16 protein-coding genes are annotated in these 14,566 nt (G+C 60.5%); 8 read left to right on the forward strand and 8 right to left on the reverse strand.

The window, feature by feature from the left end; genetic code table 11:
* Nucleotides 1-4: 4 nt before the first annotated feature.
* Complete coding sequence (locus tag FFM81_RS12195; protein WP_003573647.1) at nt 5-565, forward strand: GNAT family N-acetyltransferase; 561 nt, start codon at nt 5-7, stop codon at nt 563-565.
* 21 nt (nt 566-586) lie between these two features.
* Here the strand turns inward: FFM81_RS12195 and FFM81_RS12200 are convergent, their stop codons facing one another.
* Nucleotides 587-754 carry a hypothetical protein gene (locus tag FFM81_RS12200; RefSeq protein ID WP_172644310.1) on the reverse strand — a complete coding sequence of 56 codons (168 nt, stop codon included), beginning with the start codon at nt 752-754 and terminating at the stop codon, nt 587-589.
* A gap of 110 nt (nt 755-864) precedes the next feature.
* A complete protein-coding gene (locus tag FFM81_RS12205) occupies nt 865-1,635 on the reverse strand; it encodes a class I SAM-dependent methyltransferase (RefSeq protein ID WP_246401087.1) in 771 nt (256 codons plus the stop codon).
* Between the two features lie 299 nt (nt 1,636-1,934).
* On the opposite strand from FFM81_RS12205, the gene FFM81_RS12210 reads away from it, so the two are divergent.
* Nucleotides 1,935-2,438: a DUF1203 domain-containing protein gene (locus FFM81_RS12210; RefSeq protein WP_138384361.1), complete on the forward strand. Its 504-nt coding sequence runs from the start codon at nt 1,935-1,937 to the stop codon at nt 2,436-2,438.
* A 16-nt stretch (nt 2,439-2,454) separates the two neighbouring features.
* Here the strand turns inward: FFM81_RS12210 and ald are convergent, their stop codons facing one another.
* The gene (ald, locus tag FFM81_RS12215) at nt 2,455-3,573 is read right to left on the reverse strand and encodes an alanine dehydrogenase (protein WP_003573656.1); all 1,119 of its coding nucleotides are present in this window, start codon (nt 3,571-3,573) and stop codon (nt 2,455-2,457) included.
* Nucleotides 3,574-3,729: 156 nt separating this feature from the next.
* Between ald and FFM81_RS12220 the strand changes: the two genes are divergently transcribed.
* The 4 genes from FFM81_RS12220 (at nt 3,730) to FFM81_RS12235 (ending at nt 7,948) form a co-directional block, all read left to right on the forward strand.
* Nucleotides 3,730-4,191, forward strand: coding sequence for an Lrp/AsnC family transcriptional regulator (locus FFM81_RS12220; protein ID WP_003573658.1), 462 nt, complete (start codon nt 3,730-3,732; stop codon nt 4,189-4,191).
* Nucleotides 4,192-4,263: 72 nt separating this feature from the next.
* Nucleotides 4,264-5,145, forward strand: coding sequence for a DMT family transporter (locus tag FFM81_RS12225; protein ID WP_138384362.1), 882 nt, complete (start codon nt 4,264-4,266; stop codon nt 5,143-5,145).
* 84 nt (nt 5,146-5,229) lie between these two features.
* Nucleotides 5,230-5,631: a PilZ domain-containing protein gene (locus FFM81_RS12230; protein ID WP_003573662.1), complete on the forward strand. Its 402-nt coding sequence runs from the start codon at nt 5,230-5,232 to the stop codon at nt 5,629-5,631.
* A gap of 328 nt (nt 5,632-5,959) precedes the next feature.
* Complete coding sequence (locus FFM81_RS12235) at nt 5,960-7,948, forward strand: bifunctional 2',3'-cyclic-nucleotide 2'-phosphodiesterase/3'-nucleotidase (protein ID WP_138384363.1); 1,989 nt, start codon at nt 5,960-5,962, stop codon at nt 7,946-7,948.
* Nucleotides 7,949-7,987: 39 nt separating this feature from the next.
* Here the strand turns inward: FFM81_RS12235 and FFM81_RS12240 are convergent, their stop codons facing one another.
* Nucleotides 7,988-8,956 carry a LysR family transcriptional regulator gene (locus tag FFM81_RS12240; RefSeq protein ID WP_138384397.1) on the reverse strand — a complete coding sequence of 323 codons (969 nt, stop codon included), beginning with the start codon at nt 8,954-8,956 and terminating at the stop codon, nt 7,988-7,990.
* Nucleotides 8,957-9,094: 138 nt separating this feature from the next.
* On the opposite strand from FFM81_RS12240, the gene FFM81_RS12245 reads away from it, so the two are divergent.
* Nucleotides 9,095-9,709 (forward strand): FMN-dependent NADH-azoreductase, encoded by a 615-nt coding sequence (locus FFM81_RS12245; protein ID WP_003573668.1) that lies wholly within the window; start codon nt 9,095-9,097, stop codon nt 9,707-9,709.
* A 53-nt stretch (nt 9,710-9,762) separates the two neighbouring features.
* On the opposite strand, the gene FFM81_RS12250 is transcribed toward FFM81_RS12245, so the two are convergent.
* The gene (locus FFM81_RS12250) at nt 9,763-10,338 is read right to left on the reverse strand and encodes a TetR/AcrR family transcriptional regulator (protein ID WP_025415967.1); all 576 of its coding nucleotides are present in this window, start codon (nt 10,336-10,338) and stop codon (nt 9,763-9,765) included.
* A 106-nt stretch (nt 10,339-10,444) separates the two neighbouring features.
* Between FFM81_RS12250 and FFM81_RS12255 the strand changes: the two genes are divergently transcribed.
* The gene (locus FFM81_RS12255; protein WP_025415966.1) at nt 10,445-11,221 is read left to right on the forward strand and encodes an SDR family NAD(P)-dependent oxidoreductase; all 777 of its coding nucleotides are present in this window, start codon (nt 10,445-10,447) and stop codon (nt 11,219-11,221) included.
* A gap of 75 nt (nt 11,222-11,296) precedes the next feature.
* On the opposite strand, the gene FFM81_RS12260 is transcribed toward FFM81_RS12255, so the two are convergent.
* From FFM81_RS12260 to FFM81_RS12270, 3 genes are all read right to left on the reverse strand, one after another.
* The gene (locus FFM81_RS12260) at nt 11,297-12,508 is read right to left on the reverse strand and encodes an MFS transporter (protein ID WP_128398954.1); all 1,212 of its coding nucleotides are present in this window, start codon (nt 12,506-12,508) and stop codon (nt 11,297-11,299) included.
* 179 nt (nt 12,509-12,687) lie between these two features.
* Nucleotides 12,688-13,959 carry a GGDEF domain-containing protein gene (locus tag FFM81_RS12265; RefSeq protein ID WP_025415964.1) on the reverse strand — a complete coding sequence of 424 codons (1,272 nt, stop codon included), beginning with the start codon at nt 13,957-13,959 and terminating at the stop codon, nt 12,688-12,690.
* Between the two features lie 252 nt (nt 13,960-14,211).
* A complete protein-coding gene (locus FFM81_RS12270; protein WP_025415963.1) occupies nt 14,212-14,538 on the reverse strand; it encodes an HlyU family transcriptional regulator in 327 nt (108 codons plus the stop codon).
* Nucleotides 14,539-14,566 lie beyond the last annotated feature (28 nt).

The raw sequence follows: 14,566 nt of genomic DNA on the forward strand, positions 1-14,566 counted from the left end.
CGCCATGGGGAAGACACCCGCTTCTTTGAAAGCTCACATCACGCGGCTCGAAATGACAGCGGCGCCGAAGGCGAGCATGCCGGTGCCCGTCAATATCCAGACGGCGATCATGCGCGCGCCTGAGATACCGCTGCCCTTCTATCGCTACCTCTACCGGCAGGTGGGCGCGCGCTGGCAATGGGTGGACCGGCTGCGGATGAGCGACGAGCAGCTTACCCTGACGCTGAATGACAAGCGCAACAATATCAGCGTCCTCTACGTCAACGGCGCGCCCGCCGGCTTCTACGAATATTTTTGCGAGGACGAGGATACGATCGAGCTCAGCCATTTCGGCCTGATCGAACATGCGCTCGGCCTCGGCATCGGTAAATGGTTCCTGCTGCAGGCGCTCTACGCCATCTGGACGCTCAATCCGAAGCGGGTCACCACCACCACCAACAATCTCGACCATCCGCGCGCTCTGCAGCTCTACCAAATGTTCGGTTTCTCCCCGGTGTCCACAGGCACCGGCATCGTCCGGCCGCTGAGCGACAAGGAACTTCTGGAGATGGCGCGGAAAGGCTGACCGCTCTCTTTCCCGACGTCGCTAACGTCGCGTCAGGTTGTTCGGGCGGCGCGGATCGTTGCGGCGCTCGAAATCGAGTGTGCGATCCGACTGCTCCTTCAGTTCCGCCACCTCCCGGCGCAAGGCCTTCAGCTCTTCCAGTATTTCTGCATTCTGCTGCGCCAGCAGCGCGAGATCGACGTCGGCCATCGCCTTCTCCTTTTCGTCATGCAGTTTGCGGATTCGATAGCAAATGATCCGTGCACGAGTTTGACCTTATTAAACCCCAACCGTGCCGCTTCCGTTGACGCCCATAACATCTAGCCGTGCCGGCGGCCTGTGATCAACCATGCGCGCGAATCGAAGTGAATTCCGTGGAGTGTCTGGTGCGCCTCCAGCATGTCGAGTAGCCGCGCCCGTATTTTGGCGGCCGTAGCAGTGGGATGATTGAGAGCTTTCTCGACATTCTCAAATGTCTGAATAGTCGCCAATGCAGTCTGAGGATTCGGACCGTAGTATACAGGCTCGTTTATTTCATAGAACTCGATGGCAGTGAACCCAGCCGTTTCTAGCAGGGCAGAAGTCACGGAGGGTTCGCTCAGCGAAAAGGCCTTGCTGGCCGCAACCGGACCGGTTGCTTCAGGGTCAAGCGCCTCATGGATGCCGGTCGCCCACTCATTGCGGTCTCTGCCCTGCCAGACCATGAACACGAAACGACCTCCTGGCCGTAGGGCGTTGGCGATGTTCGCGAAGGCTGCCGCCGGATCCGCGAAGAACATGACGCCAAATCGACTGATGCAAATGTCAAATTCCCCTTTAGCGAAGACATGGTTCTGCGCATCCGCCACTTCGAACGTCGCATTTGACAAGCCCTCCTCGGCACTGCGCCGGCGGGCAATCTCCAGCATCGTGACGGACAGGTCTATTCCGTGCGCTCGTCCTTTTTCAGCAGCGCGAGCCGCGTCACGGGTGGTTTGTCCAGCGCCGCAACCGATATCGAGCACACGATCAGAATGCCCGACTGCGGCGACGACCCTAAAATGCGCGTTGTGGAGAGCAAGCTCCGCATCATAGAAGTCTGCGAAGTTCAATACTGCTTCTTAGGCCATCACCTGTCCCCCAGAAAGCGAAACTCGTGAGTGTAAGGTCGGGCCAGCGACCCTCACAACCCGACCAGCGGCCCTTACATGTGCCACCCGATCGCTTACCACGGGATGGAGAGGCTAGACATTCCCGGCGCTGCCACGAGAGACACGATCGGATCGACGACAGCATTTTACCGCGACAAGGACGCCGGCCCATGATCGCCCCAATGCCTGCGGCGCGCAAGAAACGGGTGGCTCACGCGATCATTCGGGCGCATTTCATGACAATCACAAAGGAGATTGCCATGACCGTCATTCGTTTTGCCGCCATGCCGACTGCCAATGCCGAAGCTCTCTGGAACGGCGGCCGCGACGCCTATGACAACCTGCCCGAGACGATGATATCAGACGGTGACGGCAACCCTTGCCGCCACTGCCTGCAGAATATCGAAGAGGGCGAGGAGTTCTTGGTTTTCGCCTACCGACCGTTCCCGGCGTTGCAGCCCTATGCCGAGACCGGGCCGATTTTCCTGCACAAACAGCGCTGCCGGCGTTACGCCGCCGAGGAGATCCAGCCGCCGATGCTGGCGATGAGCCCTGACTTCATCGTTCGCGGCTATGGCGAGAATGACCGCATCGTCTATGGCACCGGCGCAGTGACCGAGATCGCCGATATTCCGGCCTATGCCGAGACATTACTCGCGCGGTTTGACATTGCGTATGTTCATGTCCGCTCAGCGCGCAACAACTGCTTTCAATGCCGGATCGACAAGATAGAGGCGCCGACCCTTGCGGAGACCGGCGCCTAACCTTGAGTCAGGAAGCTTACGCTACGTTGAGCACGCTCTCCGGCGCGAAGGCCTCGTAGCCGAGCGCCTCGGCGACCGGCTTGTTGGTGATGCGGCCCTTGTGCACGTTGAGGCCGTTCCTCAGATGCTTGTCTTCGGCGATGGCGCGCAGGCCGCGGTCGGCAAGCGCGAGGCCATGGACGAGCGTCGCATTGTTAAGCGCATGCGCCGAGGTGACGGGGACTGCGCCCGGCATGTTGGCGACGCAATAATGCACCACGCCGTCGACTTCGTAGGTCGGATCGGAATGGGTGGTGGCATGCGAGGTCTCGAAGCAGCCGCCCTGGTCGATCGCGACGTCGACGATGACGGAGCCCTTCTTCATGCCGGACAGCATCTCGCGGGTGACGAGCTTCGGAGCGGCAGCACCGGGGATCAGCACGGCGCCGATAATCAGATCAGCCGAGAAGACTTCCTCCTCCAATGCTTGGATGCTGGAATACCGCGTGTGGACGCGGCCAGCGAAGATGTCGTCGAGCTGGCGCAGGCGCGGCAGCGACCTGTCGAGGATGCTGACATCGGCGCCGAGACCGGCGGCCATCCGGGCCGCGTGCAGGCCGACGACACCGCCGCCGATCACCGTGACCTTGCCTGGCAGCACGCCAGGCACGCCGCCGAGCAGCACGCCGAGCCCTCCATTGGCCTTCTGCAGGGCGGTTGCTCCCGCCTGGATCGACAGGCGGCCGGCGACCTCCGACATCGGCGCCAGCAGCGGCAGGCCGCCGCGCTCGTCGGTGACCGTCTCATAGGCAATCGCGGTGACGCCGGAGGCGAGAAGACCCTTGGTCTGTTCGGGATCCGGGGCGAGATGCAGATAGGTGTAGAGAAGCTGACCGTCGCGGAGTTGCGCCCATTCGGAGGCCTGCGGTTCCTTCACCTTGACGATCATGTCGCACTTTTCGAAGATATCCTTGGCGGAGGCGGCAATCTTCGCGCCAGCCGCGGCATAAGCGGCGTCATCGGCGCCGATGCCGGCGCCCGCCTTGGTCTCGACCCAGACCTCGTGGCCGTGGGCGACATATTCGCGCACAGAAGCCGGTGTCAGACCGACGCGATATTCATGATTCTTGATTTCCTTCGGGCAACCGACACGCATTGGCGTTCCTCTCTTATCGTCTCCGCAATTGCGGATCTCCTCAGACGATGAATCCAACCACCAAGGCGGTGAAATGTCCTTGCAAAGACGATTTGCGAATAGACGATTTTTCGGCGATTATTGCGCCTCATATTCCTTTTTTCGAAGGTCCTTCGAATGGCCGATCTCGATACCATCGATCTTGCGATTCTCAAGGCATTGCAGGCCAATGCCCGCATCACCAATGCCGAGCTTGCTGAAAGGATCGGCCTGTCGCCTTCGGCTTGTTCGCGCCGGCTCGACATCCTGGAAAGAAGCGGCGTCATCGACGGTTACCATGCGCGGCTGTCGCACAAGGCGCTCGACTACAAGATGATCGCCATCGTGCATATCTCGCTCTCCGGCCAGTTCGCCAAGACGCTGGCGGAATTCGAGGCGGCAGTGAAGCTCTGCCCAAACGTGCTGGTTTGCTATCTGATGTCGGGCGAATACGACTATATCCTCAGGGTCGCCGCCCGCGATCTCGAAGACTACGAGCGCATTCACCGCGACTGGCTGTCGGCCCTGCCCCACGTCGTCAAGATTAATTCCAGCTTTGCGCTCAGAGAGATCATCGACAAGCCGAATGTCGGGCTTTGAGCCCTTGCATATCGTCCGAAAGCCTGCCCAGACTTTTCATGCGCGCGGGCGTTTCCCGCTCAATGGCAAGTCATGACATCGAAGACCCAAGGCTATATTTTCGCTCTCTCGGCGCTCACCATCTTTTCGTTGCAGGACGCCATCTCGAAACATCTGGCAACGACCTATCCGCCGATCTTCGTGACGATGATCCGCTACTGGGCCTTCGCGCTTTTCACGATCATCCTCGCTTCGAAGATGCGCGGCGGCATCAAGGCGACGGCCCGCACCAAACGCCCCCTTCTGCAAGTGACGCGCGCCGTGCTGCTTGCGGTCCAGGTGGTCCTGGCTATCACCTGTTTTGCCGTGATCGGCCTTGCCCGCTCACAGGCGATCTTTTCCGCGACGCCGATTCTGATCGCGCTGCTGGCGATGCCGATCCTCGGCGAGCGGGTCGGTTGGCGGCGGTGGGCGGCGATTGGCGCGGGACTTTTCGGGGTGCTGCTAATCCTGAAGCCGGAAGGCGAATTTTTCGATGTGAAGCTGCTTATCGCCGTCGCCTCCTGCTTCAACTTCGCCTTCTACGTCATCGCCACCCGCCTCGTCAGCCGCGACGATTCGTCGATGACCAGCTTCTTCTATACCGGCGTCGTCGGTGGCATCACGATGACCATCGTCGGCCCGTTCTATTGGATCTGGATGTCGCCGGGCGACTGGGGCTGGATGGCGCTCGTCTGCATGACCAGCATTTCCAGCCATTATTTCCTGATCCGCGCCTACGATATTCTCGATGCCGCCGCCGTCCAGCCGCTGACCTATCTGTCACTTGTCTACGCCTCGATCATCGGCGTGACCATCTATGGCGAAACGCTGAGCCTCAACATGATCGTCGGCTCGGTCATTGTCGTCGCCGCCGGCATTTTCACGGTCTGGCGCGAACATGTGATTGGGCGCAGAACCGCCAAAACCAATTGACGGTTCGCTGCAATTTTAGCCAAGCCACTAAAACCATTTCAATTTTCAGCTGCTATGGTCCCTGACTGTATCGAGGGAGACAGCATGACCCGCAACTTGAAAATCACGGCGCGAAAGGCTGATCGGCAAAACTGCCGCGTCTTCGGCAGCGTCAAATATTTAAACAGCGAAGTGGATGTGCGCATTCTCAACCTGTCGGTGACCGGCGCCGCCCTGGAGACGAAGACGCCACTTCATGCCGCTTCCGGCAGCAAGGTGCGCATCGAAGCTGAAAACCTCGGTCTGCTCGAAGGCATCATCCGCTGGAAGCACAATGGCCGTGTCGGCATCCAGTTCGACGTGAATTCGAATGCGCGGGCACAGGTCTCCTCCTATTTCCGCTTTTTCCATAAGGAAATACGGCCGGTGCTGGCGGTGCGTCAGCTGAGAGCCGCGACCAGCGGCGAACGCCCACCTCATTTGGCCACGTCGACGCTGAAATCGTAAGGCCGCACCGATTCTGCGCCGAAGGAGCGGCCGAGATCGTTCCTGAGCTGCCGTTGACATTGCGGCGAGCGCAACAAGGCCTGCGTCTGCAGCAAGCGGGCGCCGAGGTTCCTGATGTTGAGGGCGGTGGCACGCAATGAGACGCTTGCTCACGATCCCGCCTCCGATGAATTTCAGTCGGAGGACTGCACCATAAATTGCATTTCAAAACCGCATCGCCTTTGCTACCGATTGTTTTGCCGTCCTGTCATTTTTGCAGTGTACTCCTCGCCAAATCGTCCTAATTCTGACGGGCCGGACGATGCATGATCCTTCAAGGAGAGTTTCGATGTCTTCCCTTTTCGATGTCGGCGTCATGAGCCGCCGTTCCCTGCTCGGCGGCCTCGCCGCCACCTCCGCCCTGGTGCTGCTGCACCCATTCAGCGCGCGCGCCAGCGCCAACCAGGCGCATCTCCGGCTGATGGAAACGACGGATATTCACGTCAACGTCTTCCCCTATGACTATTATGCCGACAAGCCGAACGACACGATGGGTCTTTCCCGCACCGGGACGATCATCGACAATATCCGCGCAGAAGCCGTCAACTCGCTGCTGATCGACAATGGCGACGTGCTGCAGGGCAATCCGATGGGCGACTACATGGCCTATCAGCACGGCATGAAGGACGGCGACGTCCATCCCGTGATCAAGGCAATGAACACGCTCGGCTACTCCGTGGGAACGCTCGGCAATCACGAGTTCAACTACGGGCTCGACTTCATGTTCAAGGTCCTATCCGGCGCCAACTTTCCCTTCGTCTGCGCCAACCTGACCAAGGGCCAGCTCGCGTCGGACCCGAAGAAGGACGATCTCTTCTTCAAGCCCTACGTCATCGTGGAAAAACAGATCAAGGACGGTGCCGGCAATGAGAGCCCGGTCAAGATCGGCTTCATCGGCTTCGTGCCGCCGCAGATCATGCTCTGGGACATCAAGAACCTCGAAGGCAAGGCGCAGACGCGTGATATCGTCGAGGCCGCCAAAGCCTGGGTTCCGGCCATGAAGGAAGCCGGCGCCGATATCGTCATCGCGCTCTCCCATTCCGGCATCGACGGCAGCGCGCCGTCCGAAAAGATGGAAAACGCCTCGCTGCATCTCGCCGCCGTCGAAGGGATCGACGCGATCTTCACCGGCCATCAGCATCTCGTCTTCCCCGGCCCGAAGAGCTGGGACGGCATCGCTAGTGCCGATCCCGTCAAGGGCACGCTGCATGGCAAGCCCGCTGTCATGGCCGGTTTCTGGGGCTCGCATCTCGGCCTTATCGACCTGCTGCTCGAAAAGGACGGCAACAGCTGGAAGATCGTCGATTTCACCTCGGAAGCGCGGCCGATTTATCACCGTGACGACAAGAAGAAGGTGGTCGCCGACTACGCTGACAAAAAAGAAGTGGTCGAGGCCGCAAAATCAGAGCACGAGGCAACGCTTGCCTATGTCCGCACCCCTGTCGGCAAGACCTCCGCACCGCTCTATTCCTATTTCGCGCTTGTTGCCGACGATCCCTCCGTGCAGGTCGTCAGCCAGGCCCAGACCTGGTACATCAAGCAGATGCTGGCCGATACCAAGTACAAGGATCTGCCGGTGCTTTCGGCGGCGGCCCCCTTCAAGGCCGGCGGCCGCGGCGGCGCAGACTATTACACCGATGTTCCGGCCGGCGATATCGCCATCAAGAACGTCGCCGATCTTTATCTTTATCCGAACACGGTGCAGGCCGTCGCCATCACCGGCGCCCAGGTTAAGAACTGGCTGGAAATGTCGGCCGGCATGTTCAATCACATCGCAGCCGGCTCGAAGGATGCGCCGCTCCTCAACAACGACTTCCCATCCTATAATTTCGACGTCATCGACGGCGTTACCTACCAGATCGACCTGTCGCAGCCGCCGAAATATGATTCATCCGGCAAAGCGATCAATCCGGATGCCAACCGCATTCAGAACCTTGCCTTCGACGGCAAGCCGATCGATCCCGGCCAGAAATTCGTCGTCGTCACCAACAACTACCGCGCCGGCGGGGGCGGCAGTTTCCCGGAGATCGCGGCGGACAAGGTGATCTTCCAGGCGCCGGACACCAACCGCGACGTCATCGTCCGCTATGTCCACGACCAGGGCACGATCAATCCGTCGGCGGATGCGAACTGGACCTTCAAGCCGCTGCCGGGCACGACGGCGACCTTCGAAAGCGGCCCGAAGGCAAAGCAGTTCCTTGGCGAGGTCAAGAGCGTCAAGATCGAGGATGCCGGCGACGGCGCCGACGGCTTCTCGAAGTTCAGGCTCGTTCTTTAAACGGAAACAGCCGAGGCAGGCGCGGCACCCGCGCCTTCCTCATTCGGCTGCAAGCGGGATTGCGGGTTCGCGCAGTTCGGCGATCCGGGCGTGGAAATCCGCCTGGCTGGGGCAATTGGAAAGACTCGTGCGGAACGCGTCGATCATCCAGGTGGCGGCCGGCCCCGGCGGGTTGGCGAGGCGGCGCGTCGAATAGATGGCATATTCCCCCTGCTCATAGGCGTCCAGATCGAGATGGATGAGCGCGCCGCTCAGGAGATCGTCATGGATGAGGGACGCCGGAAGGCCGCCCCAGCCAAGACCGGCCTTGATGAGCTGATGTTTGGTGGCAATATCGCTGACGCGCCATGTCTTATAAGACAGAACGTTGAAATCGCGCCCCTTCGTCCGGCCCGAGGCGTCGGTGACGACGAGTTGCACTTCCTCACGCACGTCACCGAGGGTCAGTGGCCGGCCGATCCCGGCAAGCGGGTGATTGCGCGCGGCAACGGGCATCATGAAGGAGTGACCGATCCGCTCGGTGACGACCGAATCGTCCTGCTTCAGCACGGCGCCGCCGATCCCGATCGTCGCCTTGCCGCTGAGGACAAGGTCCATGACCATTCCGAGCTCGCCAACGTTGAGGTTCAACGAAACCGACGGGAACATCTCGCGGAATTCGTGGAGAACGTCGACCACGGCTTTTGACGGCACCATGACACTGATGGCGACGGAGACCTCGGCTTCGAGCCCTTCCTTCAGGCTCTTGACGCGCGCCCGCATGACCTGCAGGTCGCCGAGAATGCGCCGTGCATCCTCCAGCATCGCCTTGCCCGCCTCCGTCAGCTTCGGCTGGCGGGCGCCCGAGCGTTCGAAAAGCGGCATTTCAAGCTGGGCTTCCAGATTGGCGATCGTATAGCTGACCACCGACTGAGCCCGGTTCAGCGCCCGTGAGGCGGCCGAAAAGCTGCCGGTCTCGGCAACGGTCAGAAACACCTGCAATTGATCCAGAGTCGGGTTCGGAAGCATATCCATCCATTCCATCGATAGTTTCGATCGACATTATCACCGTTTTTTCGATAGCAGGCCAGACCTATTTTCCTTTTCGACACCACGGCTCACCTCCCAGCAACGGGCCGTCAAATCCAATTCGAAAGGAAATGCACCATGTCGTCCATCCTTCTCCTGACGTCCAGCCCGCGTGCCGATTCGCTCTCGACGCCGATCGCCGCCGATCTCGCCGAAAAGCTGAAGAACCAGAAGCCGGGCAGCGTCGTCGTCCGCCGCGACCTCGCCGCCAGCCCGCTGCCGCATATCGATGACCTGTTCACCGGCGCGATCCGCAAGCCGGCGGACGACCGCACCGCCGAAGAAATCGCTGCCATCAAAACCTCCGACGAACTCGTCGCCGAACTGTTTGCCGCCGACACGATCGTCATCAGCACCGGTCTCATCAACTTCAACATCTATTCCTCGCTGAAGACCTGGATCGACAACGTCGCCCGCGCCGGCGTGACCTTCAAATACACGGAAACCGGCCCGGTCGGCCTCGTCACCGGCAAGAAGGTCTATGTCGTGCTCACCTCCGGTGGCGTCTACTCGCAGGGTCCCGCAGCGCCGTTGAACCATGCCGTGCCGTACCTGAAGTCGGTTCTCGGCTTCCTCGGCATTACCGATATCGAGACCATCTATGTCGAAGGCCTCGCCTTCGGTCCGGAAGCTGCCGAAAAGGCCATCGACGCCGCCAAGTCGCGCGTCCAGGAAATCGCGCTGGCCGCCTGATCGGCTCTCAACGCTTACCGCAGTTACAGCGGCCGGCATTCGCCGGCCGTTTGTCATTTGTCGATGCCGGCGACAAAATCACGGATAGTCGCAAGAATTTCAGCTGAGAGATGCTCATCGGCGGAGATCCGGGCAAGGCCGACACCGCCTGCCATCATCGCGAAGGCGATGATCGCCTTACGTCGCCTTTCTCCTTCGTCCGCTCCTGCGGCCTTGCTTGCCAAAGCTTCGAAATTACGCCTCAGCCCGTCCGTCGCAATCGCCCTCGCCTTCTCGCCGCTGCGGGATAGATCGGAGGTCAGGGCGGCAAAAGGGCAGCCTTGGCCGGGATTGTCGCGATGATAGGCACTGACATACCGATCGGCGATATCGGCCGCGGTCATCTTCGCCGGGTCTACCCCTTCAGCCTGCAGCTTGCCTCCCCATGAATCGAAGGCCGACTGGATCGCCTCGGCGACGAGATCGTCGCGGGAGGCGAAGTGCTTATAGAAGCCGCCGACGGTCAGTCCGGCCTCCTTCATCAGGTCGGCGACGCCGATACCTTCAAGCCCCTCCTCTCGCAGGCGCTTCGACGCGATCTCGAGGATCTTTTCGTGCGTCTTCTGTTTTTCCAGCTGCGAACGACCCATCGGAAATCCCCCAGAATGCCTCTTGACTCGCGTAGATTACGATCGTAATCCTTATAGATAACGATCATAATCCAGATCGTTGCCAATTCCAAGAGGAGCATGAATTATGCGTCTAAGAAACAAGGTCGCGCTGATCACCGGCGGAAACAGCGGTATCGGTCTTGCGACCGCCAAAGTCTTCATCGATGAGGGTGCAAAGGTCGTGATCACCGGCCGTAACCCGGAAACGCTTGCCGCCGCCGAAAAGGCGCTTGGGGCCGGCGTCGTCGCACTGAAGCTCGATGTCACCGATGCCGCCGCTACCGAGAAGGTCTTTGCCGAAGCCGCCGTAGAGGTGGGCAAGTTCGACATCGTCTTCGCCAATGCCGGCATCGGCGGCGCGACACCGCTCGGGGACACGTCGCCGGAACAGTTCAATCGGATCATCAGCACCAATCTGACGGCAGTATTCTTCACCGTTCAATCGGCCCTGCCGCACCTCAACGACGGCGGTTCGGTGATCCTCAACGGTTCGGTGCATGCCGTGCTCGGAGCTCCCGGCTGGTCGGCCTATGCGGCGACCAAGGCGGCGGTTCGCGCGATGACGCGCAATATGGCCTCCGAACTCGCGCCGCGCGGTATCCGCGTCAATCAGGTGACCCCCGGCGGCACCAAGACGCCGATCTGGTCGCCGATGGCACCAACAGACGACGCGATGTCGGCACTCGAGGCCCGCATGGGTGGCCTCAGCCCGCTCGGCCGCATGAGCGAAGCCGACGAAATCGCCAAGGCCGCACTCTATCTGGCTTCGGATGATTCCGCCAATGTCACCGGCATCGAGATCACCGTCGACGGCGGCATGACGAGCGCCCCGTCCGGCGCCAAGATCTTCCGCGCCGCCTGAGCAAGCCAGATCCGGGCAAGTGAAACTTGCCCGGGGCCTATCCGTCCCCGACTGCGGTCAATCGCCGAAAGTTTCCTATTTCTCCGCGAAGGACGCTTTGCCGATTGTCGCGCGGTGGGCAATACGAACCAGGACGATTGCTGAATTCAGGGCGGCAAGCACGAGCAAGACATGCAGCATCGCCTGAATGCCGGAGGAGACGATCAGATTGCCAGCGATCAGCGGAAAGCCGAAGACGCCGATGAAATAGGACAGCGAAAACAAGAGCAGCGATTGCGGCATAAGCCCCGTGGGCGCCTCGTTCGCCGCCAGCCCATTGATGACGGAATAGGTCAGCCCGTAACCCAGCCCCAGCATCGCCGCGGCTCCAAAATAGGCCAGCTGACTTGATGTCACCATCAGGAACAGCAGGATGGATGTCAGCGACAGGCTCGTCAGCACCAGAAGCGAATAGAAGGGATCCTTTTTGACCACATATCCCGCCACGAACAGCCGGCTGGCGATGGCGGCGGACATGAAGCCGATGAAGAACAGCGAATAATCGAAGTCGTGCGCCTTGGCGTAGCTTGTCTGAAAGCTGGAGAGCCCGCCGAAAATCGCGCCGCCGATGCCGACCATGACGATGGAATAGATCGCCGGCGAAGCAATCACCTGACGCGCTGCGGCAAAGGAGATCTTGTTGACATGCGGCAAAATCTCGCCGGCATTGCTCAGTCGCAGATGCAGCCAGAAATAAAGTGCACCGCCGGCGAGACTGGAAAACAAGGCAAAGGCGAAGGCCGTCTCGATCGGCATGGACCAGCCGGTGGCGATGCGGCCAATGATCGGACCGGCGCCGATGCCCGACATCATTGATCCCGACAGCAAGGCGAAGAACCTGATGCGGTGCTCGGGCTCGACGAGTGCGGCGACCAGAATGGGTCCGAGCGTATAGAACGTGCCCCAACCGATGCCGAGGATAAGGCCGACGATTATCAGGCCGAGCCCAGCCGATGGGACCGTGGCAAATCCCAGCCCCGACACCGCCAGAAACAGCCCGGCAACCGCCACCGCCCGCGCCGAGCCGATGGCATCGGCGATGTGGCCGGAGAGGATCACCAGAATGACGGTGCTGACGGTCGCGGCCGAGATGATCAGGCCGGCCAGCGCCTCGTTGCCGCCGCGCTGACCGACCAGCACCGGGATCAGAAAGGTCACGCCATAGGCGATCGAAAGAAGAAATCCGCCGATGCACAAAACGGCGAACTCGCCGCCATCGACCTTCGTTCGCACAGCTGTATCACTCATGTCTCCGCCCCTCGCAGGAAAACTCGTCCCGTCGCGGCAATGGAGATCACGTTTGTGGCGTGCCAACAACCCGTTTTTATTGTTCTATTAACATATTGAAAACGCATAATATCGGCAACAGATGTTTCTGTTTGTGCAACATCACGAACACCGGCAGCCGACGCGCTGCCTTGATCGAGTCAACCGAGGTTCATCACGCCGGAACGGCCGACAACACAGTTGCGGCCGCTCTTCTTTGCCGCGTAGAGCCTGCCGTCGGCGGCCGTCAGCACCGCGGTAAAATCAACGCCGTCCTCGTCGGCGGTCGCCACGCCGATGCTGACCGTGACCGGCCTGTCGTCCGGCGTCTTGACGCTGGTGGCGATCGTCCAACGCAGGCGTTCGGCAAGCAGCAGACCTTCCTCGTGGTCGGTGCCCGGACAGACGGCAACGAATTCCTCGCCGCCGAAGCGGAAGACGCGGTCGCTCGAGCGCAAGGTCGTGCCCACTCGGGCGGCGATTGCCTTTAGCACCTCATCGCCTTGGAGATGGCCGTAGCCATCGTTGACATCCTTGAAGTGATCGGCGTCGAGGATGAGGATGGTGGTGAATAGCCCCTGCCTCTGCGCCTCGCGCAGCATCAGCGGCGCCTCCAACTCCATGCGCGTTCGATCGTAGACGCCGGTCAGCATATCGCGGCCGGTGCGCTCGAGAAGATCGTTGTAGCGCTCGCGGAACGTCAGGTCGCCGAACACGTCGCTGATCGAGCGTGCGGACACGGCCGCCCCGCCCCGGCGAATACGATATTCATAAATTGCAAACATTGCCGCATAGAGGCAGACGGCAAGCATCTTTGCCTTCCAGCCCGCCCAGAATGCGGCGATCGGCACATCCAGGAAATAATTCAGCGCGGAGAAGAAGCCGATCTGGTCGAAGGTCAGCAGCACGAAGCCCGAAATCAGGAAACGCAGGACGACGCGCCGGCGGAAGAAATCGCCGAGCTTTTCGTAAAGCAGAATGATGCCGAGCGAATCGACATAGAGCAGCGCCGTGCCCCAGACCATCAGCCAGCCCATCTCCTTGAGGAAATCGACGTCGGGCGTGTGGTTGGCTGACAGCTGCAGCGGCTGGTGCAGCTGCAACACCCAGGCGATGCCGACGGTGAGCAGGTTGCCGAGGAACAGGCCGTAGATCGGCTGCCGAACCGTCGCGGCATCCTCCTGCAGGTAAAGCATCAGGATCATCATCAGCTTGCCGGAGAAGAAGACCGACGACCCCGGCGACACATCACCGAACGGCAGCGAGACATAGAACACCGCCGCCAGATAGGTTTCCATGAAATGCATGACGCCGAGCGCCGTCAGGAAAACCCCGAGACCGAGCCGATGACGGAAATGCAGAAGCGTCACCATCAGCACGAAATAGGCGACGGCTTCGACGACGAAGAGAGCGAGGTTGAGCGTCTCCATCACCACACCCCGGCTTCAGGCCGGCACCCTCCGCGCATGGGCGCAACGGTCGCGACGGCGGATCCTTTGGTCGATCGTCCGAAAAAGTCAAACACGAGGGCGGCCCTGCAAATGCTGCAGGCGATAGCTTTGACTGCAATCCTTTAAGATTGCGTGAGCGAGATCCCAATGAGCGGCGGCATAGCCGCGTCACAGGATTGAAAAACAAGAATAATTGCGGCCGGGCATTCCGTATCCATGCGGCGGATCCCGGTCTCAGACCTGACGAAGCTTCTCGCCGTCACCAAAGAGTGACGCACCGTGCTGATCGATGATCTGCTGTGCCTTGCGCACCGTGCATTCGAGCGCGTCGTCGGAAGAGGAAAACAGATCGGCGCGAATGAAATTGCGTACCAGCACCTCGTCGCCGACCTTCTTTTCAATGCGGCCGGCAAGGCGATACTGGCTGCCTTCCCTGCGCGGCTCGGCATAAATGGTGCAATCGCCGTAAAGCTGCGGCTCGCCGGAAGGACCTGCCGCTTCGGAAGCCGGTTTGCCGCCGCCGGAGAACATCGAGAAGAGATTTGAAAGGAACGAAGCCATGATCCGCCTTTAGCACGATGGTGTTGTT

It is taken from the genome of Rhizobium hidalgonense (assembly GCF_005862185.2).
Taxonomy (GTDB): domain Bacteria; phylum Pseudomonadota; class Alphaproteobacteria; order Rhizobiales; family Rhizobiaceae; genus Rhizobium; species Rhizobium hidalgonense.